This is a genomic window from Dysosmobacter sp. (assembly GCF_034093755.1).
Classification (GTDB): Bacteria; Bacillota; Clostridia; order Oscillospirales; family Oscillospiraceae; genus Oscillibacter.
On record NZ_JAXEBZ010000079.1, the window covers coordinates 46,150 to 71,925 of the forward strand.

The window sequence follows — 25,776 nt, forward strand, 5'->3', positions numbered from 1 at the left end:
CTCTCTTTTCAAACTCTTCGGCTCAGCAGATGGCGCCGACCCGGGAAAACTCCCGCCTCCCGGAATCCTGGGAAATCCCCGGGAAGGCAATCACCACCGCCTTGCCGATGACGGACCGGACATCCACCGTACCCAGCCGGGGGTCCCGGCTGTCATCGCTGTTGTTGCGGTTATCCCCCATCAGGAAAATCCGGCCCTCCGGCACCGTCAGCGGAAACACCATTCCCTCGCTGAGGTAGGTCGGTTCGGCAATATACGGTTCTTCCAGCAGCCGGCCGTCCACAAACACGGACCCGGAGCCAAAATCGATGTCCACCGTCTGTCCGGCAGTGGCGATAACCCGCTTCACCACCGGCCGGCCGCCGTTGAAATCCGGCCGGGACACGATCACCACGTCGCCCTGGCCGTAATCTCCGGCCCAGACAGGATTGGTCACCATCATCAAATCCCCGTGCTGCAGCGTCGGGACCATGGAATGGCCGTCCACCCCCAGCATGCGGCAGAACACGGTAAAGATCCCCACAATCACCAGCACCGTCCAGACCAGGATCTGGATCCACTCATACCATTCCCGCCCGTTTTCTCCGGTACAGACCTTCGCCTGCTTTTCCATACGCGCTCCTTCCCGGCATCCGGCGTCCATAATACACCAGTTTAATCTTAATAACGAAGTATACCAAAATTGCGGCTGTTTCACAAGGGATTCCTGCCAGAATTCCGGAAAAATTCAAACAATTCTCCCGGTCAGCCGGCCCCCTCTTTTTGCCAGGACGCAAAAAAGAGGGCTGTCCCACAGGACAGCCCTCTTTTACGGAAGCGATGATTACTTCGCGGCCTTGGCGGCGCGGATGGCCTCGGTCAGCAGCGGAGTCACCTTGAACAGATCGCCCACGATGCCGTAATCGGCAATCTCGAAGATGGGAGCGGTCTCGTTCTTGTTGACGGCGATGATGCACTCGGAATCCTGCATGCCGGCCTTGTGCTGGATGGCGCCGGAGATACCCAGAGCAACATAGACCTTGGGATGGACAGTCTTGCCGGTCTGGCCGACCTGATGGTCGGCGGTCATCCAGCCGGAGTCGATGACGGCACGGGAGCCGCCCACGACGCCGCCCAGCTCGGCAGCCAGTTCCTCAGCCAGCTTGATGCCGCCCTCGACATCCTTGCTGATGCCGCGGCCGCAGGAGACGATGAAGTCAGCACCGATCAGGTCAACCAGCTTCTTGGCGGCCTTGACGGTCTCCACAACCTCGGTCTGGATGTCAGCCTCGGTCAGGGTGAAAGCGGGCTTCTCGATGACGCAGGCGTCAGCCTTGGCCTGATCGAAGGGAGCCTTCTTCATAACGCCGGGACGGACGGTGGCCATGGTGGGACGGAAACGGGGGCAGATGATAGTGGCCATCAGGTGACCGCCGAAAGCGGGACGGGTCATCTTCAGGTCACGGGAAACGTCATGCTTCTCGCCCAGCACCATGGCGGAGTTCAGGCCGTCGATCTTGGCCTCGGGCAGAGTGGAAGCCTCCTTCAGGAAGCCCTTGTAAATGCCCATGTCCACGTCCAGGTGGGTGCAGTCAGCGCACAGGCCGGTGTGCAGACGGGCAGCGCAGCGGGGGCCCAGGTCACGGCCGATGTTGGTGGCGCCGATCAGGAAGGCCTCGGGCTTCAGCTCCTCGATGACCTGGCAGATGACGTGCGCATAAGCGTCGGTGGTGTAGTCCTTCAGCAGGGGATGCTCGCAGACATAGACCTTGTCGGCACCGTAGCCGCCCAGTTCCTTGGCCAGGCCCTCAACATTGTCGCCCAGCAGCAGGCCGCACAGGTTGACGCCCAGCTCGTTGGCCAGACGACGGCCCTCGGAGATCAGCTCGAAATCGGTGGGCATCAGCTTGCCCTGACGCTGCTCGCAGAAGACCCACACATCCTTGAAAGCAGCAAGATCAGTGTTATTAAAAGTAGCCATAGTCTTATCTTTCTCCTTTCGATCAGATGATGTGCTTCTTAGCCAGCAGGCTGGCCAGCTTCTCGCAGTTCGCCTTGTCGTCGCCCTCGTCCAGCATCAGACCGGCACCCTTCTGGGGAGGAGTGAAGGAGGTCAGGATGTTGGTGGGAGAGCCCTTCAGGCCGATGGTGGTGGGATCGATCAGGGGATCGTCCTTCAGAGCCTCATAATCGAACACGTCCATGGGCTTGCTGTAAGCCTCGAAGACGCCGCCGACGCTCATGTAGCGGGGCTCGTTCAGCTCCTTGATGCAGGTCAGCAGGCAGGGAGTCTGGACCTTGATGGTCATGTAGCCGTCCTCCAGCATACGCTTGACGGTGATGCTGTTGCCTTCCTTGTGGATGTCGGCGGCGTAGGTGACCTGGGGCAGGTGCAGCTTCTCAGCGATCTGGGGGCCGACCTGGGCGGTATCGCCGTCGATGGCCTGACGGCCGCACATCACAACGTCGTCTTCCTCAACGCCGATGCGGTTGATGGCAGCAGCCAGGATCTGGGAAGTGGCGTAAGTATCGGAACCGCCGAACTCGCGGCCGGAAACCAGAACGGCTCTGTCGGCGCCGCGGGCCAGGATCTCACGCAGCATGCCCTCCGCGGGAGGAGGACCCATGGTGACCACGATCACTTCGCAGCCGGTCTCGTCCTTCAGCTTCAGAGCGGCCTCGACGGCGTTCAGGTCGTCGGGGTTGGTGATGGTCTGCATGGAAGCGCGGTCCAGAGTACCATCGGGGTTCACGGCCACCTTGCCGGAGGTATCGGGAACCTGCTTGACACAAACGATAACTTTCATTTCGATCGAAACCTCCTATTTTATTACAGACCCAGGCTCTTGGCGATGACCATGCGCTGGACCTCGGAAGTGCCCTCGTAGATCTCGGTGATCTTGGCGTCACGCATCATGCGCTCCACGGGATACTCACGGGTGTAACCATAGCCGCCGAACAGCTGAACGGCACGGCGGGTCACATCGGAAGCGGTCTCGGCGGCGAACAGCTTGGCCATGGCAGCGGCGTCGCTGTAGGGCTCGTGGTTCTGCTTCTTCATGGCAGCGGCGTACACAACGTACTGGGCAGCCTGAGCGCGGCAGGCCATGTCGGCCAGCTGGAACTGGGTGTTCTGGAACTTGCTGATGGGACGGCCGAACTGGACACGCTCCTTGGTGTACTTGACGGCCTCGTCAATGGCGCCCTCAGCCAGACCCAGAGCCTGGGAAGCGATGCCGATACGGCCGCCGTCCAGGGTCATCATGGCGATCTTGAAGCCCTTGCCTTCCTTGCCCAGCAGGTTCTCCTTGGGAACGATGCAGTCCTCAAAGATCAGGTCGCAGGTGGAGGAGCCGCGGATGCCCATCTTCTTCTCGTGCTTGCCGGTGGAGAAGCCGGGGAAGTCCTTCTCCACGATGAAAGCGGAGATGCCGTGGTTGCCGGCCTTCTTATCGGTCATGGCGAACACCACGAAGGTATCGGCCACGTTGCCGTTGGTGATGAAGCACTTGGAGCCGTTCAGGACGTAGTGATCGCCCTCCAGAACAGCGGTGGTCTGCTGGCCGGAAGCGTCAGTGCCGGCGCCGGGCTCGGTCAGACCGAAAGCGCCGATCTTCTTGCCGGACAGCAGGTCGGGCAGATACTTGCGCTTCTGCTCCTCGGTGCCGTGCTCAAAGATGGGGGCGCAGCACAGGGAGGTGTGGGCGGACAGAATAACGGCGGTGGTGCCGCAGACCTTGGCCAGCTCCTCCACAGCCATGGCATAGGACAGGACGTCGCCGCCGGCGCCGCCGTACTCCTTGGGGAAGTAGATGCCCATCATGCCCAGCTTGGCCATCTTTTCCACGGTCTCCATGGGGAACCGCTCTTCCTCGTCGATTTCCTGAGCCAGAGGCTTCACTTCGTTCTCGGCGAATTCGCGGTACATCTTACGAAGCATCAGCTGCTCTTTAGTCAGATGAAAATCCATACCTTAACTACTCCTTTTCAATAAAAAATACTTGGGGCTGCCTGACTGCTCCCTGTCCGCGCGTTGATCGGGCCGGGCAAGCTGAACGCCCGGTCAGGGAACCGCCGCACAACGGGCCGGATTCCGATGACTTTGTTTGATTTTTAACACAAAAAGCCATAAAAATAGGGCCCGGCCTTTCCACTCCGTCGTAGTGGTCCGGACATTGTTGTTAAAATTATAACGCGACTGTCTCTTGATCGCAAGCGAATGTTCGTCAGCAAATTCCACAGTTTTATTGTTTGAAATTTGTCAATTCCGGGGATTTTGACAGTGCGCGCCGGCCGTAACCGATTTCTGGGAAAATAATCCAGCACAGAAGTTCCCCGGCGCCGCCAGGGCGCCGGGGAATGTGCGGTCAGATTACTTGGAATAGTCGTAGAAGCCCTTGCCGGTCTTCTTGCCCAGCAGGTTGCCGCGGACCATCTTCTTCAGCAGCAGAGCGGGACGATACTTGGGATCGCCGGTCTCCTCATAGAGGGTGTTCATGATGGCCAGGCACACGTCCAGGCCGATGAAGTCGCCCAGAGCCAGGGGGCCCATGGGATGGTTGGCGCCCAGCTGCATGGACTTGTCGATGTCCTCCACGGAGGCAACGCCGGTCTCCACCAGGCCGATGGCCTCGTTGATCATGGGGATCAGGATCTTGTTGACCACGAAGCCGGGAGCCTCAGCGATCTCGACGGGCTCCTTGCCGATCTCCTTGGACAGATTGTACACGAAATCGAAGGTCTCCTGGGTGGTGTTGGCGCCGCGGATGACCTCCACCAGCTTCATGCTGGGGACGGGGTTGAAGAAGTGCATGCCGATGACGGGGTGCTTCAGGCCGTTGCCCATCTCGGTCACAGACAGAGAGGAGGTGTTGGAGGCGAAAACGGTCTCGGGCTTGCACATGGCGTCCAGCTCGTTCAGCAGCTCCTTCTTGGTGGCCATATCTTCCTTGACGCACTCGATCACCAGATCGGCGTCGGCGGCAGCGGACTTCTCCTCCACCAGGATGTTGTCCAGGATGGCCTGCTTGGCCTCCTCGGTCATCTTGCCCTTCTGGACCCGCTTGTCCAGGGAAGCGGCCAGCTTATCCTTGTGCTTCTGAGCGGAAGCCACGCTGCTGGCGTACATCAGAGCGGTGTGGCCCTTGGCGGCGAACACCTGGGCAATACCGGAACCCATGGTGCCGGCGCCGAAAATTGCAACTTTCATCGTAAATGTCCTCCTCAAATGTAATTGGTGGTCGTGTTCTATTTTATAAAATGCTGAAACTCAGCAATTTACAAACGGGTCGTGCTTCCGCTTCTCCACGAAAGCGGTCATGGCGTTTTTCTGGTCCTGGGTCTCGAAGCAGGAGCCGAACAGCTTCTCCTCCACCACCACAGCCTGGTCAATGTCCACCTGCAGACCGTCATTGATGGCCTTCTTGCAGGCGCGGACGGCGATGGGGGCGTTGCCGGCGATGCGGTTGGCCATCTTCTCGGCCTCCGCCATCAGCTCCTCGGCGGGATAGACCGCCTGCACCAGGCCGATGGCCAGGGCCTCGGGGGCCTTGATGTTCCGGGCGGTGTAGATCAGCTCCTTGGCCTTGCCCATGCCCACCAGACGGGCCATGCGCTGGGTGCCGCCGAAGCCGGGGGTGATGCCCAGGCCCACTTCAGGCTGGCCGAACACGGCGGTGTCCGCCGCCAGGCGGATGTCGCAGCTCATGCACAGCTCACAGCCGCCGCCCAGGGCGAAGCCGTTCACCGCGGCGATGGTGGGGACGGGCAGCGTCTCCAGCTTGCGGAACACGTCATTGCCCAGCTTGCCGAAGGCCTCGCCTTCCGCCTTGGTCAGGCCGCTCATCTGGGCGATGTCCGCGCCGGCCACAAAGGCCTTCTTGCCGGCACCGGTGACGATGACGCAGCGGATGGTGTTCAGATCGATGCTGTCCAGCACCGTGTCCAGCTGGGCGATGACCTGATCGTTCAGCGCGTTCAGCGCCTCGGGGCGGTTGATGGTCAGAACGCCGATCTGGCCCTTCGCCTCAAATTCAACAAATGCCATGGGGAGATTCCTCCTTTGCAGGATTTTCCAATTCTTTCATACGGAGACACCGTATCTTCTACCGTCCATTATAGGGTCCCCGCCCCCTTTTATCAAGTCCTATTTCTCTCAAACCGCCGCCGTTTTTCCAAGTTTTACAGTCTGTACAAATTCATTGTTAAATTTTTGATTATTATGTTAAATAATTAACAATCTGGTAATCGTTTCCTTTCCCGCCTCCCTCCGGCAATTCCGGTGAAAAACGGCATTTACAGGGGAAAATATCCATGGTAGAATAGTTGCCGCTGCATGAAATACGCTGTTTCGGAGGGATTCCCATGCGAATGAGAAAGAAAAAAAATCTGGTGCCCCGGATGGAGCGCTGCGCCGCCTGCCTGGTGCAGGAGCCCTATGAGATGCCGGGCACCTGGCGGGAAAAGCTGATGCCGGAGGCCCGGGAGCTGCGGCTGGAGCTGGGCTGCGGCAAGGGCCGGTTCACCATGGGCGTGGCCCAGGCGGAGCCGGACGTGCTGTTTGTGGCGGTGGAAGTGGTGCCGGACGCCATGGTGGTGGCCATGGAGCGGTGCACGGCGGCGGGGCTGAGCAACGTGTTCTTCGTCTCCGCCAACGCCGACCAGCTGCCGCTGTTCTTCGCCCCCGGCGAGGTGGACTGCATCTATCTGAACTTCTCCGATCCCTGGCCCAGCAAGCGCCACGCCAAGCGACGGCTGACCCACGGCAACTTCCTGAAGCTGTACCGCAAGGTGCTGAAGGAGGGCGGCCAGATTCAGTTCAAGACGGACAACCAGCCGCTGTTTGAGTTCTCCGTGGAGGAGATTCCCCGCTTCGGCTTCACGCTGTCCGAAGTGACCCGGGACCTCCACGCCAACGGCCCCGTGGGGGTCATGACAGACTACGAGGCCAAGTTCCACGAGCAGGGCCTGCCCATCAACCGCCTGGTGGCCACCATGGTTCCCTGGGAGGAGCCGGCAGAGGAAGAAAAGCCCGCCCCTGCGGAAACCGCCGAAAAATGACCGGACGCCCCTGCCGCTCCCCGGCGGCGGGGGCGCTTTTCCCGGCAAAGACGCAAAACAGCGCCCCGGGTCTCCGGGGCGCTGTCTCTTTTCCGTATGGAACCGGATCAGGCCTTCTTGGCGATCTCGGTCAGCTGGGTGAAGGCGGCGGCGTCGTTGACAGCCAGCTCGGCCAGCATCTTGCGGTTGATCTCGATGCCGGCGACCTTCAGGCCGTGCATGAAGCTGGAGTAGTTCATGCCGTTCAGCTTGCAGGCGGCGGAAATGCGGGTGATCCACAGGGAGCGGAAGTCACGCTTCTTCAGCCGGCGGCCGGTGTAAGCGTAGGTCAGGGACTTCATCACTGCCTGGTTGGCAACTCTGAAGTGCTTGGACTTGGAACCCCAGTAACCCTTCGCCATCTTCAGGGTCTTATTTCTTCTCTTGCGCGTCATCATCGCGCCCTTAACTCTTGCCATGTTGATTAGCCTCCTATTCTAAACGTCTCGTTATCTTACTTGTAGGGGATCAGCTCGCGGACGGCCTTGACGTTGGTGACGTCCGCATAGCCGCCGGCACGCAGACGACGGGTACGCTTGGTGTCCTTCTTGGTCAGGATGTGGCTCTTGAACGCCTTGGCGCGCTTGACCTTGCCGGTCTTGGTGAGGTTGAATCTCTTCTTCGCACCGCTATGGGTTTTCAGCTTCGGCATAATTGAAATCTCCTTCCGTGTTTCAAAAACTGTGGGATTGTGCTTTATTTGCCCGTCTTGGGAGACAGGAAGATGGACATCATCCGTCCCTCCAGCTTGGGAGTCTTATCCAGGTTGGCTGTGTCGGCGCACTGTTGGGCGAACCGCTCCAGCAGATCCCGTCCGATGTCGGTATGGGCCATTTCGCGGCCGCGGAAGCGGACAGAGACCTTGACGCGGTTGCCGTCGGCAATGAACTTCTGCGCGTTCCGGAGCTTCGTGTTGAAATCGCCGATGTCGATGCCCGGAGACATGCGGACTTCCTTAATCTCCACAACGTGCTGATTCTTCTTGGCCTCCTTCTCCCGCTTGCCCTGCTCGAACTTGAACTTGCCGTAGTTCATCAGCTTGCACACGGGGGGCACGGCCTGCGGAGAGATCTTCACCAGGTCCAATCCCTTCTCATCAGCGATCCGCAGGGCCTCGGAGGGCGCCATGATGCCCAGCTGGGCGCCGTCATCACCGATCAGGCGGATCTCCTTGTCGCGAATGTCCTCATTCAGTTCATGCACTGCCTTACTAATGGTCGAAGCACCTCCATTCAGAATATAACAAAACGCGGACGCCGCTTCGGCATCCGCGCAATCACCCGGACAGGCGCACCCCTCCGCCATGGGGCGGGGTGGCCGTCAACAAACCGCCTGAGGCGGTCTGATTACTGTGTGAACCTCTTTGCTGCGCGCTGGAGGTGAGGCGGATGCGTCTGCCTTCTTTGTTTTGCTGGATTATTGTAGCAGGCCCCAGGAGGAATGTCAATCCTTTTTTCCTGAATTTCCGTATATTTTTTCCCGGTCCCGGCCAGAATATGGCCATCCTACGGAAACGCGAAAGGAGGTGCCGCAGCATGAAGGAGCAGAACAACAACCAGCGGGAAAACCGCCAGCAGAACCAGCAGAATCAGCAGGAGAACCGCAAGCAGAACCAGCAGAACAACCAGCAGGAGAACCGCAAGAACAACAGCAATCGCTGACGCGTCAGGCGGAGGAGGACCCGTGGGGCCAGCCTCCGCCTGTTTTCCGCCCTCCGGCGGGACGGGGCGGCCGCCTCTTGCGCATGCTCGCCCCTATGTGGTATGATGGGGCAAAATCCCATCTTCCGGAGGCTTCCATGAACCGCTCTGCTTCGTCCAGAACCCTGGGCTACATCCTGGCCCTGTTCACCGTGCTGGTGTGGGGCACCACCTTCATCAGCACCAAAACGCTGCTGAACACCTTTACGCCGCTGCAGGTCATGCTGACCCGGTTTGTGCTGGGGCAGCTGTTTTTATGGCTGCTGCGGCCCCGCCGGCTGCGCCTGCCCGCCGGGGAGGAAATCTGGTTCGTGCTGATGGGGCTGTTCTCCTGCTCGCTGTACTTTCTGGCGGAAAACTTTGCCCTGCTCCACACCCAGGCCTCCAACGTCAGCATTCTCATCACCACCGCCCCCATTTTCACCGCCGTGCTGGCCCACTTCACCACGGAGGAAAAGCTCCGCCCCGGCACGCTGGCGGGCTTTTTCGCGGCCTTCTGCGGCGTGGTGCTGGTGGTGTTCAACGGCGCCTTCGTGCTGAAGCTCAGCCCTCTGGGGGACCTGCTCTCCATTGCGGCGGCGCTGATGTGGGCCGTCTACTCCGTCATCGCCAAGCGGTTCGCCGGAAAGTACGACTCCCTGCTGCTGACCCGCCGTATTCTGTTCTGGGGCATGGTCACCGCCCTCCCCTTCGCGCTGCTGGAGCACAGGTCCTATCCCTTCGCCGCCCTGACGGAGCCGGTGGTCCTGCTGAACTGCCTGTTTCTGGGCCTGCTGGGCAGCGCCCTTTGTTACGTGTTCTGGAACGAGGCCTTCCGCCGCCTGGGAGTGGTGGTCACCAACAGTTTCATCTACACCACGCCCTTCATCACCATTGTGGCCGCCGCCCTTTTCCTGGACGAACCCATTTACCCCGCCGCCGTGGCCGGCGCGGTGCTGATCACCGCCGGCGTGGTGGCCGCCGGCCGCACGCCCCGGAAGCCCTCCAAAACCTGACAAAAATCAGCGCACCGCACAGGCGGTGCGCTGATTTTTTCATCTCTTCCGGGGGATGAGCCGGAGGTTGGCGTCTACCCGGCCGGTGATGCCGTCCACCTCCGCCTTGTCGGTGTACTGCCAGTAGTCCACCTGATAATAGAAGCCGGGATACACCTTCTCCGCCTCCGTGGTGGGATATTTATACTCCGGGTACCAGATGGGATAGTCGCTGAGCTGGTCCAGGTCGAACTTCAGATAACCCACATACCTGCTGCAGTAGATCATGGGCTCGTAGCCCGCCTCCTCAATCCGGCGGCAGAAGGCCACGGCGCAGGCGGTGGCAATCTCCGGGTCCAGGCCGTAGACCCGGTAGGTGCGGTCCTGCATCTCCCAGTCATAGGCCACCGGGCCGGTGAGCTCCCGGCCGTCCAGCAGCTCCACCACGTAGTCCGCCTCCTCCAGCGCCTCCTCCACGGTGATGGCCTGGGAGAAGATGTACACGCCGGTGTCGATGCCGGCGTCCAGGGCGCCGTCGATGTTCTGCTCATAGAAGGCGTCGGCATGCAGCTCTCCGGTGGAGGTGCCCCGCAGGGCGATGCGCACCATGGCGAAGTCCACGCCGTCCGCCGCCGCGGCCTCCCAGTCAATGGTATTGTCGGGACAGCTGCGGTTCTGGTAGGCGGACACGTCGATACCAAACCGGGTGCGGTAGTCATCATTGACGCACTGCAGGCGGCCGTCCTCGTCCCACTCAAAATCCTGCCAGGTCAGCCGGCTCACCGTCAGGTTTTCGGCAATGGCGATCTTCTTCCCGTCATACAGGAAGTAGCCGTCCATGTCCTCCTCCGGCTCCGCGGGATCGTCCGGCTCCGGCACAGGCTCCGGCTCCGGCTCCGGTTTCACCGTTGTGACTTCCATCACCGTGGCGCTGCCCAGGTTCCGGATCTTCCCCTCCACCGTCACATCGTGGAGGGTGACGGTTCCGGTGACGCCGGGGGCGATGATCAGGTCCCCGCGGATGGTCATGCCCACCAGGTACACGCCGTCGGCGGCGTTCACCATGGCGTTGCCCTCCACGTCCAGGGAGTACTCCCCCGGCGCCTGGAACAGCACCGCCACCAGGTTGTTCAGAATGTTCACCACCTCGGCCCGGGTGATGGCGTCGGTGGGGCGGAACGCGCCGCCGCTCTCCGTGTCGGTGATGCAGCCCAGCTCCGTCAGCGTCAGCAGGTAGCCCCGGGCATAGGCCGCCACGGCGGCGCCGTCGGCATAGGGCAGCTCCCCCGCCGCCTCCTCCAGGCCGAAGGCCCGGCAGATCATGGTCACCGCCTGCTGGCGGGTGATGTTGTTGTAAATCAGGGCCTTGCCGTCGGTACCCAGGTACACCCCCGCCGCGTTGAGCTTCAGGATGTCCCCCTCCCAGTACTCCCCGGCAGTGTCGGAAAAGGTGCCGGGCGGGGCCTCGTCCACGTACTGCATGAACCGGGCCATGATGCCGGCGAAGGCACCCCGGGTGATGGTGTTGTCGGGGCGGAAGGTGCCGTCGGAATAGCCGTTGAGGATGCCGTACTCCCCGCTCCACTTTTCAATGGCGCTCTCGGCCCAGTGGCCGGCGGCGTCAGTATAGACAGCCTGGGCCGTCAGGGGCAGCAGCATGGCCCCCGCCAGGGCCAGTGCCGCCATCCGGGCGGCCAGTGTGCTCTTTTTCATGCTCGTTCCTCTCTGTCGCATTTTGTCGATGATTTTTCCATAAAAACAGGGCCGCAGAAGCGCGGCCCTGTCACAGTGCCTGTATTCGCCATGATAGCAAAACTTTTCCAAGGGGTCAACCGGAAGTTTATGTCAACCTGTCTCTTTAACAGAAAGTTTACACTTTTACCCACGCTGCCGCCATGCGATCCACGGCTCAACCCTCCGGTCCCGTCAGGGTCTGCAGCAACTTTCCGTCCCTGCCGTACAGCCGCAGCTCCCAGTCATAGAACTCCTCCGGGCAGACGGTGTTCCGCAGCAGCTCCAGCAGCTGCGCCTTCTCCGCGGCGGCAGCCGTCAGTGTGAAAGAGAACGCGTGGTCCGACAGCCGCTGCCCCTCCGCCGTCCAGTGAAAGGAGAACCGGTCCGGAATGCCCCCGGTCACCTCCACTTCCGCCCTTTCCGCGCCGGCCACATCTCCCAGTGCCAACAGCATCCCCGGCTCCCGCTGGTCAGGTACGCAGATCACGCCGCCGCTGCCGGTGTACAGCCGGGCCTCCCAGGCACCGTAAAAGGGCGTTCCCGCCTGCCGGTCATAGACCACCTGCAAAAAGGCGTCATCCTTTTGTAAGTACATCACGGGATAGTCCTGCCAGCTTTTCCCCTCATGGATGATCTCCGCGCCGGACAGCAGGTTCCGGCGGGCCACATCCGCCGCCAGCATCCCTCTGGTCAGCGGGGCGAATCCGCTGACCAGCCAGCATGTCAGCAGCACCAGCCCGGCAGCCAGCAGGTTCCGGACCGTCTTTTTCGGGCGGCTCCACGTCCCTTTTCTCATGGCGTCTCCTCCACTTCCACCCGCAACACCCAGTCGTTATCGCCGTAGGGGTAATACAGCTCCACCCACTCCACCGGCTCCGTCAGGGCCATTTCCACCCGGTAACACTCCTTTGTCAGGCCCTGCCGCAGCCCGCCGTGGCTGGCCGCCGCCCAGGGCACCGGCGTACCGCCCCGGTAAATCCGGCTGCGGCTCCGGGCGTTTGTGATCTCCCCTGCCCCACAGCGGAAACGGAGATCATCGGCAAACTCCGTGTCATCCGCCCCCTGCCACACCTGATCCGGTTCCACCGTCAGCACCAGGTACACCTGAGCATATCCGTTGGGCCACTCCCACTGGGACCACTGGGAAACAGACAATGTATAGCAGTCCGCCCTTATACTGCTGTCCGACGCGCCGCCGCCCAGGTACGTCCACCCCGCCGGCCTGTCCGCCTCCGGAAACAGCTCCGGAAACTCCGCCGCGGCCTCCCGGGGCCATTGGGACGACAGCACCTCCCGGTATTGGAACACAGAGCAGCCCAGCAGGAACACCTCTGCCACCAGCAGCACCACAGCGATTCTCACCAACCATCGGGAGGCCACCCACAGCCAGCCCAACAGCGGTGCGTGCTCCCGATCCAGCGCCCGGCCAGTCTCCGCCGGGTCCCCCATGGCCTTCAGTACCCGCTCCTCCGCCTCGTCCGCCGGGTAGCCCAGCCGCCGCAGGTCCAGCAGGCAGTCCTCCATGTGGTCCTCCAGCTCCCGGTCAATGGCCGGACGGTCCGGCCGGAACCGCACATGGGACACCGCCGCCTCCCGCCACTCTCTCATCCGGTCCGCCATGGCGTCAGGCCGGCTCCGTGCAGCTGCGCAGCACGGCGTTCACCGCCCCTGCGTAGGTCTGCCAGTCCTTCTCCTCCTCTTTCAGCAACGCCCGGCCCTTTTTGGTGATGTGGTAATACTTCCGCATCCGGCCGGTGGGTGCCTCCTGCTCATAGGCCTCCACGGCTCCGGTGCGCTCCAGCCCGTGGAGCACCGGGTACAGAGTCCCCTCCTTCATGTCAAAGGTATGATCCGACCGCCGCTCCAGCTCCACGATCATTTGGTAGCCGTACATGTCCTCCCGGCTCAGCAGGGACAGCACCAGCAGCCCCGTGTGGGCGATGGTTTTCCGCTTTTCCATGGTCTGCCTCCCATATACATAGAATTTCTATGTATAGAATACCTCGAATCACAAGGTATGTCAAGAGAGAAAAGCCCCGTCTCAAGGCAGAGACGGGGCTTTTGCTTATTCCACGGTAACGCTTTTTGCCAGGTTCCGGGGCTTGTCGATGTCGCAGCCCCGGTGCAGCGCCACGTAATAGGCGAACAGCTGCAGCGGCACCACGCCCAGGGAGGGCTGGAGCAGCGGGTGGGTCTCCGGCACGGCGATGACGGCGTCGGCGGTCTTTTCCATCCGGTCCCGCAGCGGCTCCGTGGCAAGGCCCAGCACCTCGGCGCCCCGGGCCTTCACCTCCACCACGTTGCTCATGGCCTTGTCAAACAGCGGGCCGTAGGTACCCAGGGCCACCACCAACGTGCCCGGCTCAATGAGGGAGATGGTGCCGTGCTTCAGTTCGCCGGCAGCGTAGGCCTCCGAGTGGATGTAGCTGATCTCCTTCAGCTTCAGGGAGCCCTCCATGCCCATGGCATAGTCCAGGTTCCGGCCGATGAAGAAGATGGAGTGGTGGTTGAAATACCGGGATGCCAGATACTGGATGTGCTCTGTCTGGCCCAGCACCTGCTCCAGCTTCTGCGGCAGCAGCTGCATCTCCGTCAGAATGGCGCTGTACTCCTCCGGCGCCACGGTGCCCAGCAGGTCCCCCAGGTAGAGGCCGATGAGGTCCATCAGCACCAGCTGGGTGGAGTAGGCCTTGGTGGTGGCCACCGCCACCTCCGGACCGGCCCAGGTGTACAGCACGTCATCCGCCTCCCGGGCGATGGAGGAGCCCACCACGTTCACAATCGCCAGGGTGCGGCCGCCCAGTCGTTTGGCCTCCCGCATGGCGGCCATGGTGTCCAGGGTCTCGCCGGACTGGCTGATCACCACCACCAGGGACTTTTCGTCCACCAGCGGGTCGCAGTAGCGGAACTCGGAGGCCAGCGTCACCTCCACCGGGCGGCGCAGCAGCCGCTCCCAGACGTACTTGCTCAGCATGCCCACATGGTAGGACGAGCCGCAGGCGATGATGAACACCCGGGAGATGTCCCGGGCCTCCGCCGCCGTCATGGACAGGCCCTCCAGCACCACCCGGCCGTCCCGGATGCGGGGCTGCACCGTTTTGCGGATGGCCTCCGGCTGCTCCAGGATCTCCTTGAACATGAAGTGGGGATAGCCCCCCTTCTCTGCCGCGGACACGTCCCAGTCCACCTGATGGTGCTCCTTTTCCACCGGCGTCAGCTCGCTGTCAAACACGTCGATGCCCTCAGCGGTGAGGACGGCGATCTCTCCGTCGTCCATGTACACCACGTCCCGGGTGTAGCGGAGCATGGCCGTCACGTCGGAGGCGATGAAGTTGCCCTCGCCGCTGAAGCCCAGAATCAGCGGGCTGTCCTTCCGGGCGGCGATGAGGGTGTTGGGATAGTCGGCGCAGATGATGCCCAGGGCGTAGGAGCCGCGGATACGCCGCAGCACCCGGCCCACAGCCTCCATCATGTTGCCGCACTCGTTGTAATGCAGCTCCAGCAGGTGGGCCACCACCTCGGAGTCGGTGTCGGAGCTGAACCGCACCCCCTGCTTCTGCAGGTGCTCCCGCAGCTCCAGATAGTTCTCGATGATGCCGTTGTGGACCAGGGCGATGCGTCCGTCCTCACTGACGTGGGGGTGGGCGTTGAGGTCGCTGGGCTCCCCGTGGGTGGCCCAGCGGGTGTGGCCGATGCCCACGGTGCCCTCCAGGTCCGCGCCGCCGTGGATCATGTCCGACAGGACCTGCAGGCGGCCCTTGGTCTTTTTCACCTGCAGTCCCTTGCTCTCAGAGCGTACGGCAACTCCGGCAGAGTCATAGCCCCGGTATTCCATCCGCTGGAGTCCGTCCAGCAAAATGGGCGCCGCCTGCTGCTCTCTGCCTACAAAACCAATAATTCCACACATAAATCGTTGTTCCTCCTGAATCGTTTGTTTCCAAAGCATCCAAAAGGACAAACGCGCAGGGATTTGTCTCTTTTTCCACGGCCGCCGCGCTTCTGTCCGGCAGTTGCCTGCCTGTTTGTACGCGGCGTACGCGTCCGTGGCCACGGAGGGGCATCCGCCGAATTTTCGATTGCGGGAAGAACACTTCTTCCCGACGCTCCCCTCTCCTCGTCATCCCGCGACAGGTGCCGCGGGCACATGGCGCTTGTGATGGGCTGCTGTTCCCATGAACCTCCTTTCGCTCCTGCGCTTTTTCTGTTCTACTGTATGATAAACCCCGCTGTTTGGGGAATATCCGGGATAATCGTCCCGCCTCCGGCCAATACTTCCGGAGGGAGGGATGTTCATGACCACCGCGTTTTTCCGCACCGTCATTCTGTATTTTTTCATCATGGCCGGCCTGCGGCTGATGGGAAAGCGCCAGATCGGCGAGCTGGAGCCCAGTGAGCTGGTGCTGACCATGATGCTGTCAGACCTGGCCGCCGTGCCCATGCAGGATTTCGGCATTCCGCTGCTGGCCGGCGTGGTGCCCATTCTGACGCTGCTGGCCATCTCCATGCTGCTGAGCCAGCTGTCGCTCCACAGCCTGCGGCTCCGCAGGCTGCTGTGCGGCGCGCCCACGGTGCTCATTGACCGGGGCCGGGTCTGTCAGGCGGAGATGAAGCGGAACCGCTTCACCCTGGACGAGCTGCTGGAGCAGCTCCGCTCCCAGGGCTACTGCGGCCCCGAGGCGGTGAAATACGCGGTGCTGGAAAACTCCGGAAAGCTGTCCATCCTGCCGTGGCCCAGAGAGCAGCCCGCCACCGCGGGCCAGCTGCACCAGGTGGTGGAAGACGATGTGACGCTGCCCCGCATCCTCATCAATGACGGGCGGGTCCTTTCGGAAAACCTCCGCCGGTGCGGACGGGACAGGGCATGGCTGGCGGAGCAGCTCTCCCGCCGGGGCCACAGGTCTCCGGAGGAAATTTTTTTACTGACCATCGACGAGACGGGAAAGCTGTTTCTGCTTCCCAGGGAGGAGCCATGAAAACCATTTTTCCCCCGGTTCTGCTGCTGTGCGCCCTGCTGGGCTTTTCCATGTGGAACGGTGCCGTGATTGCCCGGGAGACGGAAGCGTGTTCCGCCGCCGTGGAGCAAGCCCGGACCGCCGCCGCGTCAGGCGACTGGTCCGCCGCTGAAAATGCCCTCCAGCAGGGCTATGACCGCTGGCGCGGCCGCCAGACCTACCTGCACATTGTGGAGCCTCACGCCGCCGTGGAGGAGGCGGAGGCTATGTTCCGCCGCAGCTTCGCCTTTGCCGCGGCCCGGGAGGACGCGGAATTCCGGGCGGAAACGGCTGGGCTGCTCGCTCAGCTGCGGGTTCTTGCGGAAATGGAGTCACTGCGGATTGGAAATATCCTGTAAGTCCCGAATCGCAACAGAAATAAAGTAAATTTACTTGTCAGCCAGCAGCTTGGTCAGCTCAGACATGAAGGTGTCGATATCCTTGAACTGACGGTACACGGAGGCGAAGCGGACATAGGCCACCTCATCCACCTTCTTCAGCCGGGTCATCACCAGCTCGCCGATCTGGACGGTGCTGACCTCCCGGTCCATACCGTTCTGCAGCTCCTGCTCAATCTCGTCGGCGATCTTCTCCAGCTCCGCCAGGGCCACCGGCCGCTTTTCGCAGGCCCGGATCATGCCGCCCAGCACCTTGCGCCGGTCGAAGCTCTGACGGCTGCCGTCCTTCTTCACCACCACCATGGGCAGGCTTTCCACCGTCTCATAGGTGGTGAACCGCTTCTTGCAGGAGAGACACTCTCTGCGGCGGCGGATGCTGCTGCCCTCCTCTGTGGGGCGGGAGTCAATGACCTTGCTCTCACTGTAACCGCAATAGGGACACTTCATATGCCTACCTCCTGTTTGTTCCGGGCTGTCCGGCAGTGTATTTTGGTAGTATAGCACATGATGGCCGAAAGTGGTAGTCCTATTTGCATTTTTTACCCCCGGCGGTGCATTTTTTTACGCATTCACCGGAAAACCGGCCGCCCCTCCCCGTCAAAGGTGAACACCGCATACCGCCGGCTCCGGATGGTCCGGATGCTGGCGAAGCAGAACAGCTCCGGCAGCGGGAAGGGCCGCCGGCAGTCGAAGGGCAGGGCCACCTGCCGCCCGCCGTCCCTCTGCCGCACCAGCGCTCCGGCGCAGTCCCGGACCTGCCGGCGCAGCCCTTCCCCGGAAAACAGCTTCTCCGGCTCCGTCTCCTGCCAGGGCAGGCCGTCCTCCTCCGGCCGCCGCAGCTCTCCCCCCACCAGGCGGCCCGCGGCGGCGGCCTCCCGGGCTGAGATCCGCCGCTCCAGCAAAAACACGCCGCCCCGGGGCTCCGGGGTTCCCAGCCGCAGCTCTCCCGTCTCTCCCAGGGCATACAGCCGCAGCACCTCCGGCCGGGGCAGGCGGTACTCCGCCCGGTAGCGGACATACAGCCCCTCCTCCCGGCACAGCAGCGTCCCCACCTTCTGTTCCTCCAGTGTCACCGGCACCCGTTCCATGGTCATACCTCCCCCGCAAAGCACGCAAAAACCCCGCCAGGGCAGTCTATGCCCCGGCGGGGTTGGTTATGTCAATCCGCGTCTTTCAGCTCACCGTGTACCCGCCGCGGACCAGCAGCTTCACGGTGCCTGCCGAGGCCTTGACGCCCCGGTTTTCCACCGTCATCATGTACAGGTGGTTCTGGACCAGGGCGCTGCCGCCGGCCAGGGTGGTGCCGGTGGTCTCGTCGATCAGGCCCGGCGCGGAGGAGGCCACGCAGGCGGCGGTACCTACCCGCAGCAGCACCTCACAGCCCACGCTGCCTGTCAGGGTCTGGCCGCCGGACAGCGTCACCAGCACAAAATTGGCGCTGCTGGCGGCGCCGGAGGCCGTTCCGCCGGACTGGACCAGCCGGCCCAGCAACTCCGCGTTTCGCTGCTGGATTCTGGCGTCCACCTTTTCCAGAATGGTGCTCAGATATGTATCGTTCAGGTAGCTGAGGGTCACCAGCGGGTCCTTGGAGGAGCCCGGCTCCGCCGCTGCGGAGAGGGTCACGGTCAGCAGTACGGCGGCCAGCAGCGCCGCGGCCATTCGGGCCGCCCGGTTCTTTCGGTTCATCTCGTTCCTCCTGTATCATTGGTATCGGCGTCCCGCGAAAAAGGAGGGTATGTATCCTTCTTTCCCGCGGGACCGGAAGCTCATACCAGCCGGTCGTGCGGCAGGCCGAAGCTCACCGCGATGGCCGTGTCGATCTTCTCCATGATGCGGTCGTCCACCCGTCCCATCCGTTCCCGCAGCCGCTTCTTGTCCAGCGTCCGCACCTGTTCCAGCAGAACCACGGAGTCCTTGGTCAGACCGCAGTCCTCCTCCACCGGAAGCTCGATGTGGGTGGGCAGCTTGGCCTTGCCGGTCTGGGAAGTAATGGCCGCCGCAATGACGGTGGGGCTGTACCGGTTGCCGGTATCGTTCTGAATGATCAGCACCGGGCGGACACCGCCCTGCTCACTGCCCACCACCGGAGAGAGGTCGGCATAATAGATCTCACCGCGCTTGACACTCGTATCCACAAAGTTCACACTCCGCCGAAAGTAGTACCCGTCCCCGCTTCGCCAGCGGTCAGGCCACTTTCATTCTCCCACGCAGCCGCGGAATTTATACTTTGTCAAAGGCGAAATTCCCGCCCCGGATAGTGTATGCGCCGGCGGTGACGGCGGTCACAGGTCCATCTGCAGATGACGCTCCACCGCCCGTCCCCCTTCCAGATACACCCGGGGGACCCGGCGGGACAGGGCGCACAGCAGCTCGTAGGTAATGGTGCCCGCCAGCTCCGCCATGGGCTCCACAGGGTTGCCCTCGCCGAACACCACCACCTCGTCGCCGGTGCGGACATCAGGCAGGTCCGTCAGGTCCACCATGCACATGTCCATGCAGATGCGCCCGCAGATGGGGGCGGGGCCGTCCTTCGTCATCATGGACCAGCGGCCCGACAGGCACCGGTGCAGGCCGTCGGCGTACCCTACCGGCACCACGGCGATGCGGCGGGGGCCGTCGGTAAAATAGGTTCTGCCGTAGCTGACGGAGGTGTCCGCCGGGTATTCCTTGATGGGGCCGATGGTGCTTTTCAGGGTCAGCACCGGCTTCAGGCCGAAGTCCACGCTCATCTTCTCCGTGCCGTACAGCACCACGCCGGGACGGCACATGTCCCAGGCGTACTCCGGATAGAACAGCACGCCGCCGCTGTTGCAGCAGTGGTGGATGGGGAACTTCCACCCCGTTTTTTCCTCCACCGCCTCCACCATGCGGCGGAACCGCCGGTACTGGATGTGGGTGAATTCCACGCTCTCCGGCTTCTCCGGCTCGTCGGAGACGCAGAAGTGCATGAACACGCCCTCCCACTCCAGGCCCGGCAGGGCCATGGCCTCCAGAATCTCCGAAAGGCTCCCGTCAAACCGCTCTTCATCGCAGGGGAAGCCCAGCCGGCCCATGCCGGTGTCCAGCTTCAGGTGGACCTTCAGCGTACCCCCCAGCCGGAGGGCCTCCGCGGAGTAGGCCCGGGCCATCTCCAGGGAGGGAACGTCCTGGGTAACGCCGTTTTCCAGCAGCGCAGCCGTCATCTCCGCCGGCGTGTAGCCCAGCAGCAGGATGGGGACGGTGACGCCGTGGCGCCGCAGTTCCTCCGCCTCCTCCACGTTGGAGACGGCCAGATAATCGGCCCCCAGCTCCTGCAGTTTTCTGGCCACGGCAACGGCGCCGTGGCCGTAGGCGTCGGCCTTTACCACACCCAGGAATTTCGCGCCGCCCATCTGCCTGCGCAGCAGGCGGTAGTTGTCCGCCAGACGGTCCAGGTCAATCTCCGCCCAGGTCCGTCTCAGTTCTTCGCTCATTTTCCGTCACCTCGGAATCTTCTGCACGGGGCCGGCCCGCTTTCCGCCGGCCCGATTCAATCGGCTTCATCAGCCTGATTTGATAGTATATCACGGAATTCAAATTTCGTAAACCGCGCCTGGAGAATTATTTCATCTTCCACCGCAATCTCTCCCCGCAGCGGCGTGCCGTCCTCCTCCCGCAGCCAGATGACGGCCAGAATGTCTCCCTCGTCCGCTCCCGTCCGGTCCAGACACAGCCGGACACAGGGGACGCCGTCCAGCTTTTCCCGGTTGGCCTCCAGCAGCCACCCCTCCCGCAGGGCGTCCATCAGGCGGGGCAGGCAGGTAGCCGGGGCGATGCCGCCCACGTTCCCCACCGGCAGGCACAGCTCCCCGTACTCCAGCTTCATGGTTCCGCTGTCCACCGTGGCCAGGACGCCGGCGGCCGTCTCCGGCGCAAGCACCTCCACGGTGCTCTCCCCCTCCGCCGCGTAATCGCACCGCAGGGTAAAGGCGGCCGACTCCTCGCCGTCCCGGCAGGTGACCTCCGCCTCCATGGCGCAGCCGGTCATGGTCTGATAGGGCCCGCGCAGGGCCTCCTCAGGCTCCCCCGTCTCCGAACCGCCGCCGCAGCCCCACAGCAGCAGGCAAAGGGCTATCATTGGTACGCACATCCATCTGCGCACCCAAAAACCTCCCGTTTCTCAGTCCGTCAGCTCCCGGATCGCCGCCGGCAGGCAGGCCGCGGCGTCCTCCGGCGTCATACCGTACTCCGTCCGCTCCGCCGCCGCCAGATCTCCCGCCCGGCCGTGGAGCCACACGCCGCAGGCCGCCGCCTGCATGACCGTGGCCCCCTGGCACAGCAGCGAGGCGATGACACCGGTGAGCACGTCGCCGCTGCCGCCTTTGGCAAGGCCGGAGTTGCCGGTGGTGTTCACCAGCACGTTCCCCTCCGGCCCGGCAATCACCGTCCGGCGGCCCTTCAGCACCAGCACGCAGCCGTGGTCCGCCGCGAACTGCCGGGCCATGGCCACCCGATCCCCCTGAGAGACCTCCGAGACGGCGCGGCCCGTCAGGCGGGCGAACTCCCCGTCATGGGGCGTCAGCACCGTGACCCGGCCCCGGCGGGCATCCAACACATCCATATGCCCCGCCAGCGCGTTTATGCCGTCAGCGTCCAGCACCACCGCCTTTTCCGTCCGCCGCAGCAGCTCCCGGGCCACCTCCTCCGGCCCGGGGCCGCGGCCCAGGCCGGGTCCCAGAGCCAGCACATCACAGCCGGACAGCTTCTCCATGGCCAGCGCCAGGGCTGCCCCGCTGAGCTTCCCCTCCTGATCCGGCAGGGGGAAGGGCATGGCGGAGACGCATTTGACGGCCTCCACCGGCCAGATGCACTCCGGCACCCCCAGGTACACCAGCCCGCAGCCGGTGCGCACCGCCGCGGAGGCCGTCAGATACGGCGCGCCGGTGTAGCCCACCGCGCCGCCCACAATCAGCAGCTTGCCGAAGTCGCCCTTGTGGCCGTCGGGCTTCCGCCGGGGCAGCGCCTCCCGCGCCAGCTCCAGCTCCGTGGTCTGCGCGGCGCAGACACAGGGCAGGTCCTCCGGGATGCCGATGGGCCACACCGTCAGTTCCCCGGTGTACGTCCCGCCGGCCCCCGCGAAGTGTCCGATTTTGGGCAGGGTAAAGGTCACCGTCCGGTCCGCCCGCACCGCCATGCCCAGCACCTGTCCGCTGTCGGCGGAGATGCCGCTGGGGATGTCCGCCGACACCACGGCGGCGGGGCACTCATTGATAAGGCGGATGGCGGCGCCGTAAGGGGAATCCTCCCCCACCGCCCGGCTCAGCCCCACCCCCAGCAGGGCGTCGATCACCCCGTGGCAGTTCATCACCCACCGCCGCTGGTCCGTGTCCTCCGGGTCGAAGGGCTCCAGCTCCACGCCGCACTCGCTGAGCCGCCGGGTCTCCTCCAGGGCGTCGGGGGTCAGCTTTTCGTAGCTGCCCGCCAGAAACACCCGCACCGCCGCGCCGGAGAGAAACAGCAGCCGCGCCGCCGCCAGGCCGTCGCCGCCGTTGTTGCCGCTGCCGCAGAACACGGCCAGACGGCATCTGGAGGGCTTTTCCGGCAGCAGCGCCCGCGCCGCGGCGGCCACGCCCTCCGCCGCCCGCTCCATCAGCTCGATGGAGGGAATGCCCCGCTCCTCAATGGCCTGCCGGTCCAACGCCCGCATCTGTTCCGCTGTGGCAAGTTTCATGGTGACGTCCTCCCTGTTTTTGATTGGCTCTATTATACCCGCCGCCGCCCGGTTTTGCAATCGCCGTCCGGAGACGGGCGGAAGGAAGGCCGCCGGACACGATTTTTCCTCTTGCATTTCTCTTTTTTCTATGGTATATATTTGTGGTAATATCAGCGATGAACGGGAAAATAACCGAGAAACGCCGCCAAGAGAGGTCTGGTCACCGGCTGCAAGCCAGACTGCGGAACGCCCGGTTTGGTTCGCCCGGGAGCCGCCATGGAGACATGGCCGGTCCGCCCGCCGTTACCGGGGCTTCAAGTGCATGCCCTCCGGCATGAATCTGGGTGGTACCGCGGAAGTTTGCCTTTCGTCCCAACGCTCTGGGACGGAGGGCTTTTTTGCTGCCCGCCGCCGCTTCGTCATCCACATCCAAGTAAAGGAGTTAAACGCATATGAAAGAACAACTGGAAGCCATTCGCGCCAGTGCCCTGGCGGCCATCGCGGCCACCCAGGCCACCGCTGATCTGGAGGCTGTCCGGGTCCAGTACCTGGGCAAGAAGGGACAGCTCACCGCCGTGCTGAAGCAGATGGGCAAGCTGTCCCCGGAGGAGCGGCCTGTCATGGGTCAGGTGGCCAACGCCGTCCGGGCCGACCTGGAGCAGGCCATTGAGGCCCAGTCCGCCGTGCTGGCGGAAAAGGCTCTGAATGACCGTCTGGAGGCTGAGGCCCTGGACGTCACCATCCCCGGCAAGGCGGTGGAGATGGGCCACAAGCACCCCATGTATATCGCCCTGGACGAGATCAAGGACATCTTCGTGGGCATGGGCTTCACGGTGCTGGACGGCCCGGAGGTGGAGCTGGCGGAGTACAACTTCGACAAGCTGAACGCCGAGGAGGGCCACCCCTCCCGGGACTGGTCCGACACCTTCTATTTTGACGAGGACAGCCGGGTGATGCTCCGCTCCCAGACCTCCCCCATGCAGGTCCGGGCCATGGAGACCATGGAACTGCCCATCCGCATCATCGCCCCCGGCCGGGTGTACCGGAAGGACGAGGTGGACGCCACCCACTCCCCCATGTTCCATCAGGTGGAGGGCATGGTCATTGACAAGGGCGTCACCATGGCGGACCTGAAGGGCACCCTGAACACCGTGGTGGAGCAGCTTTACGGCAAGGGCACCAAGACCCGCTTCCGTCCCCATCACTTCCCCTTCACCGAGCCCTCCTGCGAGATGGACGTCCAGTGCCACAAGTGCGGCGGCGTGGGCTGCCCCACCTGCAAGGGCGAGGGCTGGATCGAGCTGCTGGGCGCCGGCATGGTGCATCCCAAGGTGCTGAAAATGGCCGGCATTGACCCGGAGGTCTACTCCGGCTGGGCCTTCGGCATCGGTCTGGAGCGCACCGCCATGCGCCGGTTCAAGATCGCCGACCTGCGGCTGATCTTCGAGAACGACATCCGCTTCCTTGAACAGTTTTAACTTTGCTTCAAGCTTTGTGAAATCATTTTTCCGGCGGCGTGTACGGCGGAAAAATACCCCGACCCAGCCGCCCTGGGCGGCGTCACCAGTGACACCGGTCACTGGTGGTGGGGGATTCTCAAGGGGGAGCCTGCTCCCCCTTGAAGAAAAACAGGAGGAAATATGATATGAATCTAAGCCGTAAATGGCTCAACGAGTTCGTCACCGTTGACGCCGATGATAAAGAATTCGCCGAATCCATGACCCTGTCCGGCTCCAAGGTGGAAGTCACCGAGGACCTGGGCGCCGAAATCAAAAACGTGGTGGTGGGCCGCATCCTGTCCATGGAGCGCCACCCCGACTCCGACCACATGTGGGTCTGCCAGATCGACGTGGGCCGGGACGAGCCGGTGCAGATTGTCACCGGCGCCTGGAACATCCATGTGGGCGACCTGGTGCCCGCCGCCCTCCACAAGTCCACCCTGCCCGGCGGCGTCAAGATCGAAAAGGGCAAGCTGCGGGGCGTGCTGTCCAACGGCATGCTGTGCTCTCTGAAGGAGCTGAACCTGGACGAGCGGGACTTCCCCTACGCCGCCATCACTGCCGCCGCGCTGCTGAACGACTACAAGCCCCTGGACCCCGCCAAGCCCTCCATTCCCGCCGACGTGCAGCCCGGCCACAAGATCTACGGCCCCGTGGTGGCCGCGAAGGTCGCTGGCGTGGAGAACGCCGGGAATGGCATGTGGCGGTGCACACTGTCCTATGCGGAAAAGGACGGCCCCAGCGCCGCTGTTGTCACCACCCTCTGCCAGAACATCCACGCCGGCGACATGGTGGCCTACAACACCAAGACCGGTGTCATCTGCACCCTGGCGGACCTCCACGCCGACCAGAAGGAGTTTCCCCACTGCATTCCCGACGGCATCTTCGTCCTCCGGGAGGAGGGCATCGCCCCCGGCGACGACATCAAACCCGTCATCAACGCCGATGACCACGTGGTGGAGTTTGAGATCACCCCCAACCGCCCCGACTGCCTGTCCGTCATCGGTCTGGCCCGGGAGGCTGCCGCCACCTTCCACCAGGAGCTGCGGCTCCACGAGCCGGTGGTGAAGGGCGGCGCCCAGGGCGACCTGATGGAGCTGCTGGACGTGGAGACCCCCGCTGAGGACCTGTGCCCCCGGTACACCGCCCGCATGGTGCGGAACGTGAAGATCGGCCCCTCCCCCAAGTGGATGCGGGAGCGGCTGCGGTCCATGGGCGTGCGCCCCATCAACAACATCGTGGACATCACCAACTACGTGATGCTGGAATACGGCCAGCCCATGCACGCCTTTGACTACCGCTATGTCAAGGGCGGAAAAATCGTGGTGCGCCGGGCTGAGGACGGCGAGGAGCTGACCACCCTGGACGGCAACGTGCGGAAGCTGACCTCCAGCATGCTGGTCATCGCCGATGACACCCGGGCTGTTGGCCTGGCGGGCATCATGGGCGGTCTGAACAGCGAGATTGTGGAGGACACCGCGGACGTGGTGTTCGAGTCCGCCAACTTCAACGGCACCTGCATCCGCAAGACCGCCCTGGCCCTGGGCATGCGCACCGAGGCTTCCGCCAAGTTCGAGAAGGGGCTGGATATCCTGAACACCCTCCCCGCCGTCAACCGGGCCTGCGAGCTGGTGTAGCTGCTGGGCGCCGGCGAAGTGGTGGACGGCGTCATTGACATTCTGAACTATGTGCCCCAGCCCCGGGTGCTGAAGCTGGAGCCGGAGAAGATCAA

At 63.2% G+C, this 25,776-nt stretch carries 28 protein-coding genes; 7 read left to right on the forward strand and 21 right to left on the reverse strand.

Annotation, left to right across the window (positions count from 1 at the left end):
* Positions 1-22: 22 nt before the first annotated feature.
* The 6 genes from lepB to SOX55_RS10975 form a co-directional block, all read right to left on the reverse strand.
* Entirely contained in the window at positions 23-613 is a 591-nt protein-coding gene (gene lepB / locus SOX55_RS10950) for a signal peptidase I (RefSeq protein ID WP_325287492.1), read from the reverse strand.
* A gap of 210 nt (positions 614-823) precedes the next feature.
* Positions 824-1,960 (reverse strand): acryloyl-CoA reductase electron transfer subunit beta, encoded by a 1,137-nt coding sequence (gene acrA, locus SOX55_RS10955; protein WP_325287493.1) that lies wholly within the window; start codon positions 1,958-1,960, stop codon positions 824-826.
* Between the two features lie 22 nt (positions 1,961-1,982).
* The gene (gene acrB, locus SOX55_RS10960; protein ID WP_325287494.1) at positions 1,983-2,786 is read right to left on the reverse strand and encodes an acryloyl-CoA reductase electron transfer subunit gamma; all 804 of its coding nucleotides are present in this window, start codon (positions 2,784-2,786) and stop codon (positions 1,983-1,985) included.
* A 23-nt stretch (positions 2,787-2,809) separates the two neighbouring features.
* On the reverse strand, positions 2,810-3,949 hold the full coding sequence (locus SOX55_RS10965) for an acyl-CoA dehydrogenase (protein WP_325287495.1): 1,140 nt from the start codon (positions 3,947-3,949) through the stop codon (positions 2,810-2,812).
* A 402-nt stretch (positions 3,950-4,351) separates the two neighbouring features.
* Positions 4,352-5,188 carry a 3-hydroxyacyl-CoA dehydrogenase family protein gene (locus SOX55_RS10970; protein WP_325287496.1) on the reverse strand — a complete coding sequence of 279 codons (837 nt, stop codon included), beginning with the start codon at positions 5,186-5,188 and terminating at the stop codon, positions 4,352-4,354.
* Positions 5,189-5,248: 60 nt separating this feature from the next.
* Positions 5,249-6,025 (reverse strand): enoyl-CoA hydratase-related protein, encoded by a 777-nt coding sequence (locus tag SOX55_RS10975; RefSeq protein WP_325287497.1) that lies wholly within the window; start codon positions 6,023-6,025, stop codon positions 5,249-5,251.
* A 323-nt stretch (positions 6,026-6,348) separates the two neighbouring features.
* Between SOX55_RS10975 and trmB the strand changes: the two genes are divergently transcribed.
* Positions 6,349-7,038 carry a tRNA (guanosine(46)-N7)-methyltransferase TrmB gene (trmB, locus tag SOX55_RS10980; protein ID WP_325287498.1) on the forward strand — a complete coding sequence of 230 codons (690 nt, stop codon included), beginning with the start codon at positions 6,349-6,351 and terminating at the stop codon, positions 7,036-7,038.
* A gap of 107 nt (positions 7,039-7,145) precedes the next feature.
* Here the strand turns inward: trmB and rplT are convergent, their stop codons facing one another.
* Genes rplT through infC form a run of 3 tightly spaced genes read right to left on the reverse strand, consistent with a single transcriptional unit; the run spans position 7,146 to position 8,280 of the window.
* On the reverse strand, positions 7,146-7,496 hold the full coding sequence (rplT, locus tag SOX55_RS10985) for a 50S ribosomal protein L20 (protein ID WP_325287499.1): 351 nt from the start codon (positions 7,494-7,496) through the stop codon (positions 7,146-7,148).
* Positions 7,497-7,531: 35 nt separating this feature from the next.
* A complete protein-coding gene (gene rpmI, locus SOX55_RS10990) occupies positions 7,532-7,729 on the reverse strand; it encodes a 50S ribosomal protein L35 (RefSeq protein ID WP_325287500.1) in 198 nt (65 codons plus the stop codon).
* A gap of 44 nt (positions 7,730-7,773) precedes the next feature.
* Positions 7,774-8,280 (reverse strand): translation initiation factor IF-3, encoded by a 507-nt coding sequence (infC, locus tag SOX55_RS10995; protein ID WP_325287501.1) that lies wholly within the window; start codon positions 8,278-8,280, stop codon positions 7,774-7,776.
* A 332-nt stretch (positions 8,281-8,612) separates the two neighbouring features.
* Between infC and SOX55_RS11000 the strand changes: the two genes are divergently transcribed.
* Together SOX55_RS11000 and SOX55_RS11005 are read left to right on the forward strand one after the other, a co-directional pair.
* The gene (locus tag SOX55_RS11000) at positions 8,613-8,738 is read left to right on the forward strand and encodes a hypothetical protein (RefSeq protein WP_325287502.1); all 126 of its coding nucleotides are present in this window, start codon (positions 8,613-8,615) and stop codon (positions 8,736-8,738) included.
* A 137-nt stretch (positions 8,739-8,875) separates the two neighbouring features.
* Complete coding sequence (locus tag SOX55_RS11005; protein WP_325287503.1) at positions 8,876-9,772, forward strand: DMT family transporter; 897 nt, start codon at positions 8,876-8,878, stop codon at positions 9,770-9,772.
* A gap of 39 nt (positions 9,773-9,811) precedes the next feature.
* Here SOX55_RS11005 and SOX55_RS11010 read toward each other — a convergent pair whose 3' ends face one another.
* The 5 genes from SOX55_RS11010 to glmS all read right to left on the reverse strand — a co-directional run bounded on the left by SOX55_RS11010 (position 9,812) and on the right by glmS (position 15,392).
* Positions 9,812-11,464 carry a GH25 family lysozyme gene (locus SOX55_RS11010; RefSeq protein WP_325287504.1) on the reverse strand — a complete coding sequence of 551 codons (1,653 nt, stop codon included), beginning with the start codon at positions 11,462-11,464 and terminating at the stop codon, positions 9,812-9,814.
* A 196-nt stretch (positions 11,465-11,660) separates the two neighbouring features.
* Positions 11,661-12,281 carry a hypothetical protein gene (locus SOX55_RS11015; protein WP_325287505.1) on the reverse strand — a complete coding sequence of 207 codons (621 nt, stop codon included), beginning with the start codon at positions 12,279-12,281 and terminating at the stop codon, positions 11,661-11,663.
* Positions 12,278-13,105 (reverse strand): permease prefix domain 1-containing protein, encoded by an 828-nt coding sequence (locus SOX55_RS11020; RefSeq protein WP_325287506.1) that lies wholly within the window; start codon positions 13,103-13,105, stop codon positions 12,278-12,280. The genes SOX55_RS11015 and SOX55_RS11020 overlap by 4 nt, the downstream gene beginning before the upstream one ends.
* Positions 13,106-13,109: 4 nt before the next feature.
* Positions 13,110-13,445 carry a PadR family transcriptional regulator gene (locus SOX55_RS11025; RefSeq protein WP_325287507.1) on the reverse strand — a complete coding sequence of 112 codons (336 nt, stop codon included), beginning with the start codon at positions 13,443-13,445 and terminating at the stop codon, positions 13,110-13,112.
* Between the two features lie 105 nt (positions 13,446-13,550).
* Positions 13,551-15,392 (reverse strand): glutamine--fructose-6-phosphate transaminase (isomerizing), encoded by a 1,842-nt coding sequence (gene glmS, locus SOX55_RS11030; RefSeq protein WP_325287508.1) that lies wholly within the window; start codon positions 15,390-15,392, stop codon positions 13,551-13,553.
* A 385-nt stretch (positions 15,393-15,777) separates the two neighbouring features.
* Here glmS and SOX55_RS11035 point away from each other — a divergent pair, with 385 nt between their 5' ends.
* Both SOX55_RS11035 and SOX55_RS11040 read left to right on the forward strand, forming a co-directional pair.
* The gene (locus SOX55_RS11035; RefSeq protein WP_325287509.1) at positions 15,778-16,458 is read left to right on the forward strand and encodes a DUF421 domain-containing protein; all 681 of its coding nucleotides are present in this window, start codon (positions 15,778-15,780) and stop codon (positions 16,456-16,458) included.
* A complete protein-coding gene (locus SOX55_RS11040) occupies positions 16,455-16,835 on the forward strand; it encodes a DUF4363 family protein (protein WP_325287510.1) in 381 nt (126 codons plus the stop codon). Before SOX55_RS11035 ends, SOX55_RS11040 begins: the two co-directional genes overlap by 4 nt.
* A gap of 30 nt (positions 16,836-16,865) precedes the next feature.
* On the opposite strand, the gene nrdR is transcribed toward SOX55_RS11040, so the two are convergent.
* The 7 genes from nrdR to SOX55_RS11075 all read right to left on the reverse strand — a co-directional run bounded on the left by nrdR (position 16,866) and on the right by SOX55_RS11075 (position 22,563).
* On the reverse strand, positions 16,866-17,321 hold the full coding sequence (nrdR, locus tag SOX55_RS11045; RefSeq protein ID WP_325287511.1) for a transcriptional regulator NrdR: 456 nt from the start codon (positions 17,319-17,321) through the stop codon (positions 16,866-16,868).
* Positions 17,322-17,443: 122 nt separating this feature from the next.
* The gene (locus SOX55_RS11050; RefSeq protein WP_325287512.1) at positions 17,444-17,968 is read right to left on the reverse strand and encodes a hypothetical protein; all 525 of its coding nucleotides are present in this window, start codon (positions 17,966-17,968) and stop codon (positions 17,444-17,446) included.
* A 79-nt stretch (positions 17,969-18,047) separates the two neighbouring features.
* A complete protein-coding gene (locus SOX55_RS11055; protein WP_325287513.1) occupies positions 18,048-18,560 on the reverse strand; it encodes a hypothetical protein in 513 nt (170 codons plus the stop codon).
* 80 nt (positions 18,561-18,640) lie between these two features.
* Complete coding sequence (locus tag SOX55_RS11060; protein ID WP_325287514.1) at positions 18,641-19,009, reverse strand: type II toxin-antitoxin system PemK/MazF family toxin; 369 nt, start codon at positions 19,007-19,009, stop codon at positions 18,641-18,643.
* Positions 19,010-19,156: 147 nt separating this feature from the next.
* Entirely contained in the window at positions 19,157-20,326 is a 1,170-nt protein-coding gene (gene alr / locus SOX55_RS11065) for an alanine racemase (RefSeq protein ID WP_325287515.1), read from the reverse strand.
* A 56-nt stretch (positions 20,327-20,382) separates the two neighbouring features.
* Positions 20,383-20,970 (reverse strand): hypothetical protein, encoded by a 588-nt coding sequence (locus SOX55_RS11070; protein ID WP_325287516.1) that lies wholly within the window; start codon positions 20,968-20,970, stop codon positions 20,383-20,385.
* Between the two features lie 42 nt (positions 20,971-21,012).
* Positions 21,013-22,563 carry an NAD(P)H-hydrate dehydratase gene (locus SOX55_RS11075; RefSeq protein ID WP_325287517.1) on the reverse strand — a complete coding sequence of 517 codons (1,551 nt, stop codon included), beginning with the start codon at positions 22,561-22,563 and terminating at the stop codon, positions 21,013-21,015.
* A gap of 434 nt (positions 22,564-22,997) precedes the next feature.
* Between SOX55_RS11075 and pheS the strand changes: the two genes are divergently transcribed.
* Positions 22,998-24,023: a phenylalanine--tRNA ligase subunit alpha gene (pheS, locus tag SOX55_RS11080; protein WP_325287518.1), complete on the forward strand. Its 1,026-nt coding sequence runs from the start codon at positions 22,998-23,000 to the stop codon at positions 24,021-24,023.
* Positions 24,024-24,190: 167 nt separating this feature from the next.
* Positions 24,191-25,681 (forward strand): YtpR family tRNA-binding protein, encoded by a 1,491-nt coding sequence (gene ytpR, locus SOX55_RS11085; RefSeq protein ID WP_442873623.1) that lies wholly within the window; start codon positions 24,191-24,193, stop codon positions 25,679-25,681.
* Positions 25,682-25,776 lie beyond the last annotated feature (95 nt).

Excerpts from the sequence above, each read along its gene's own strand:
- glmS (WP_325287508.1), bottom strand. The coding sequence starts at position 15,392 with ATGTGTGGAATTATTGGTTTTGTAGGCAGAGAGCAGCAGGCGGCGCCC.
- acrB (WP_325287494.1), bottom strand. The coding sequence starts at position 2,786 with ATGAAAGTTATCGTTTGTGTCAAGCAGGTTCCCGATACCTCCGGCAAG.
- SOX55_RS11000 (WP_325287502.1), top strand. The coding sequence starts at position 8,613 with ATGAAGGAGCAGAACAACAACCAGCGGGAAAACCGCCAGCAGAACCAG.
- SOX55_RS10965 (WP_325287495.1), bottom strand. The coding sequence starts at position 3,949 with ATGGATTTTCATCTGACTAAAGAGCAGCTGATGCTTCGTAAGATGTAC.
- rplT (WP_325287499.1), bottom strand. The coding sequence starts at position 7,496 with ATGGCAAGAGTTAAGGGCGCGATGATGACGCGCAAGAGAAGAAATAAG.
- rpmI (WP_325287500.1), bottom strand. The coding sequence starts at position 7,729 with ATGCCGAAGCTGAAAACCCATAGCGGTGCGAAGAAGAGATTCAACCTC.
- SOX55_RS11075 (WP_325287517.1), bottom strand. The coding sequence starts at position 22,563 with ATGAAACTTGCCACAGCGGAACAGATGCGGGCGTTGGACCGGCAGGCC.
- trmB (WP_325287498.1), top strand. The coding sequence starts at position 6,349 with ATGAGAAAGAAAAAAAATCTGGTGCCCCGGATGGAGCGCTGCGCCGCC.
- SOX55_RS11040 (WP_325287510.1), top strand. The coding sequence starts at position 16,455 with ATGAAAACCATTTTTCCCCCGGTTCTGCTGCTGTGCGCCCTGCTGGGC.
- SOX55_RS10975 (WP_325287497.1), bottom strand. The coding sequence starts at position 6,025 with ATGGCATTTGTTGAATTTGAGGCGAAGGGCCAGATCGGCGTTCTGACC.
- nrdR (WP_325287511.1), bottom strand. The coding sequence starts at position 17,321 with ATGAAGTGTCCCTATTGCGGTTACAGTGAGAGCAAGGTCATTGACTCC.
- SOX55_RS11005 (WP_325287503.1), top strand. The coding sequence starts at position 8,876 with ATGAACCGCTCTGCTTCGTCCAGAACCCTGGGCTACATCCTGGCCCTG.
- SOX55_RS11010 (WP_325287504.1), bottom strand. The coding sequence starts at position 11,464 with ATGAAAAAGAGCACACTGGCCGCCCGGATGGCGGCACTGGCCCTGGCG.
- SOX55_RS11025 (WP_325287507.1), bottom strand. The coding sequence starts at position 13,445 with ATGGAAAAGCGGAAAACCATCGCCCACACGGGGCTGCTGGTGCTGTCC.
- SOX55_RS11015 (WP_325287505.1), bottom strand. The coding sequence starts at position 12,281 with ATGAGAAAAGGGACGTGGAGCCGCCCGAAAAAGACGGTCCGGAACCTG.
- SOX55_RS11035 (WP_325287509.1), top strand. The coding sequence starts at position 15,778 with ATGACCACCGCGTTTTTCCGCACCGTCATTCTGTATTTTTTCATCATG.
- ytpR (WP_442873623.1), top strand. The coding sequence starts at position 24,191 with ATGAATCTAAGCCGTAAATGGCTCAACGAGTTCGTCACCGTTGACGCC.
- acrA (WP_325287493.1), bottom strand. The coding sequence starts at position 1,960 with ATGGCTACTTTTAATAACACTGATCTTGCTGCTTTCAAGGATGTGTGG.
- SOX55_RS11050 (WP_325287512.1), bottom strand. The coding sequence starts at position 17,968 with ATGACCATGGAACGGGTGCCGGTGACACTGGAGGAACAGAAGGTGGGG.
- SOX55_RS11055 (WP_325287513.1), bottom strand. The coding sequence starts at position 18,560 with ATGAACCGAAAGAACCGGGCGGCCCGAATGGCCGCGGCGCTGCTGGCC.
- SOX55_RS11020 (WP_325287506.1), bottom strand. The coding sequence starts at position 13,105 with ATGGCGGACCGGATGAGAGAGTGGCGGGAGGCGGCGGTGTCCCATGTG.
- pheS (WP_325287518.1), top strand. The coding sequence starts at position 22,998 with ATGAAAGAACAACTGGAAGCCATTCGCGCCAGTGCCCTGGCGGCCATC.
- SOX55_RS11070 (WP_325287516.1), bottom strand. The coding sequence starts at position 20,970 with ATGATAGCCCTTTGCCTGCTGCTGTGGGGCTGCGGCGGCGGTTCGGAG.
- lepB (WP_325287492.1), bottom strand. The coding sequence starts at position 613 with ATGGAAAAGCAGGCGAAGGTCTGTACCGGAGAAAACGGGCGGGAATGG.
- SOX55_RS10970 (WP_325287496.1), bottom strand. The coding sequence starts at position 5,188 with ATGAAAGTTGCAATTTTCGGCGCCGGCACCATGGGTTCCGGTATTGCC.
- alr (WP_325287515.1), bottom strand. The coding sequence starts at position 20,326 with ATGAGCGAAGAACTGAGACGGACCTGGGCGGAGATTGACCTGGACCGT.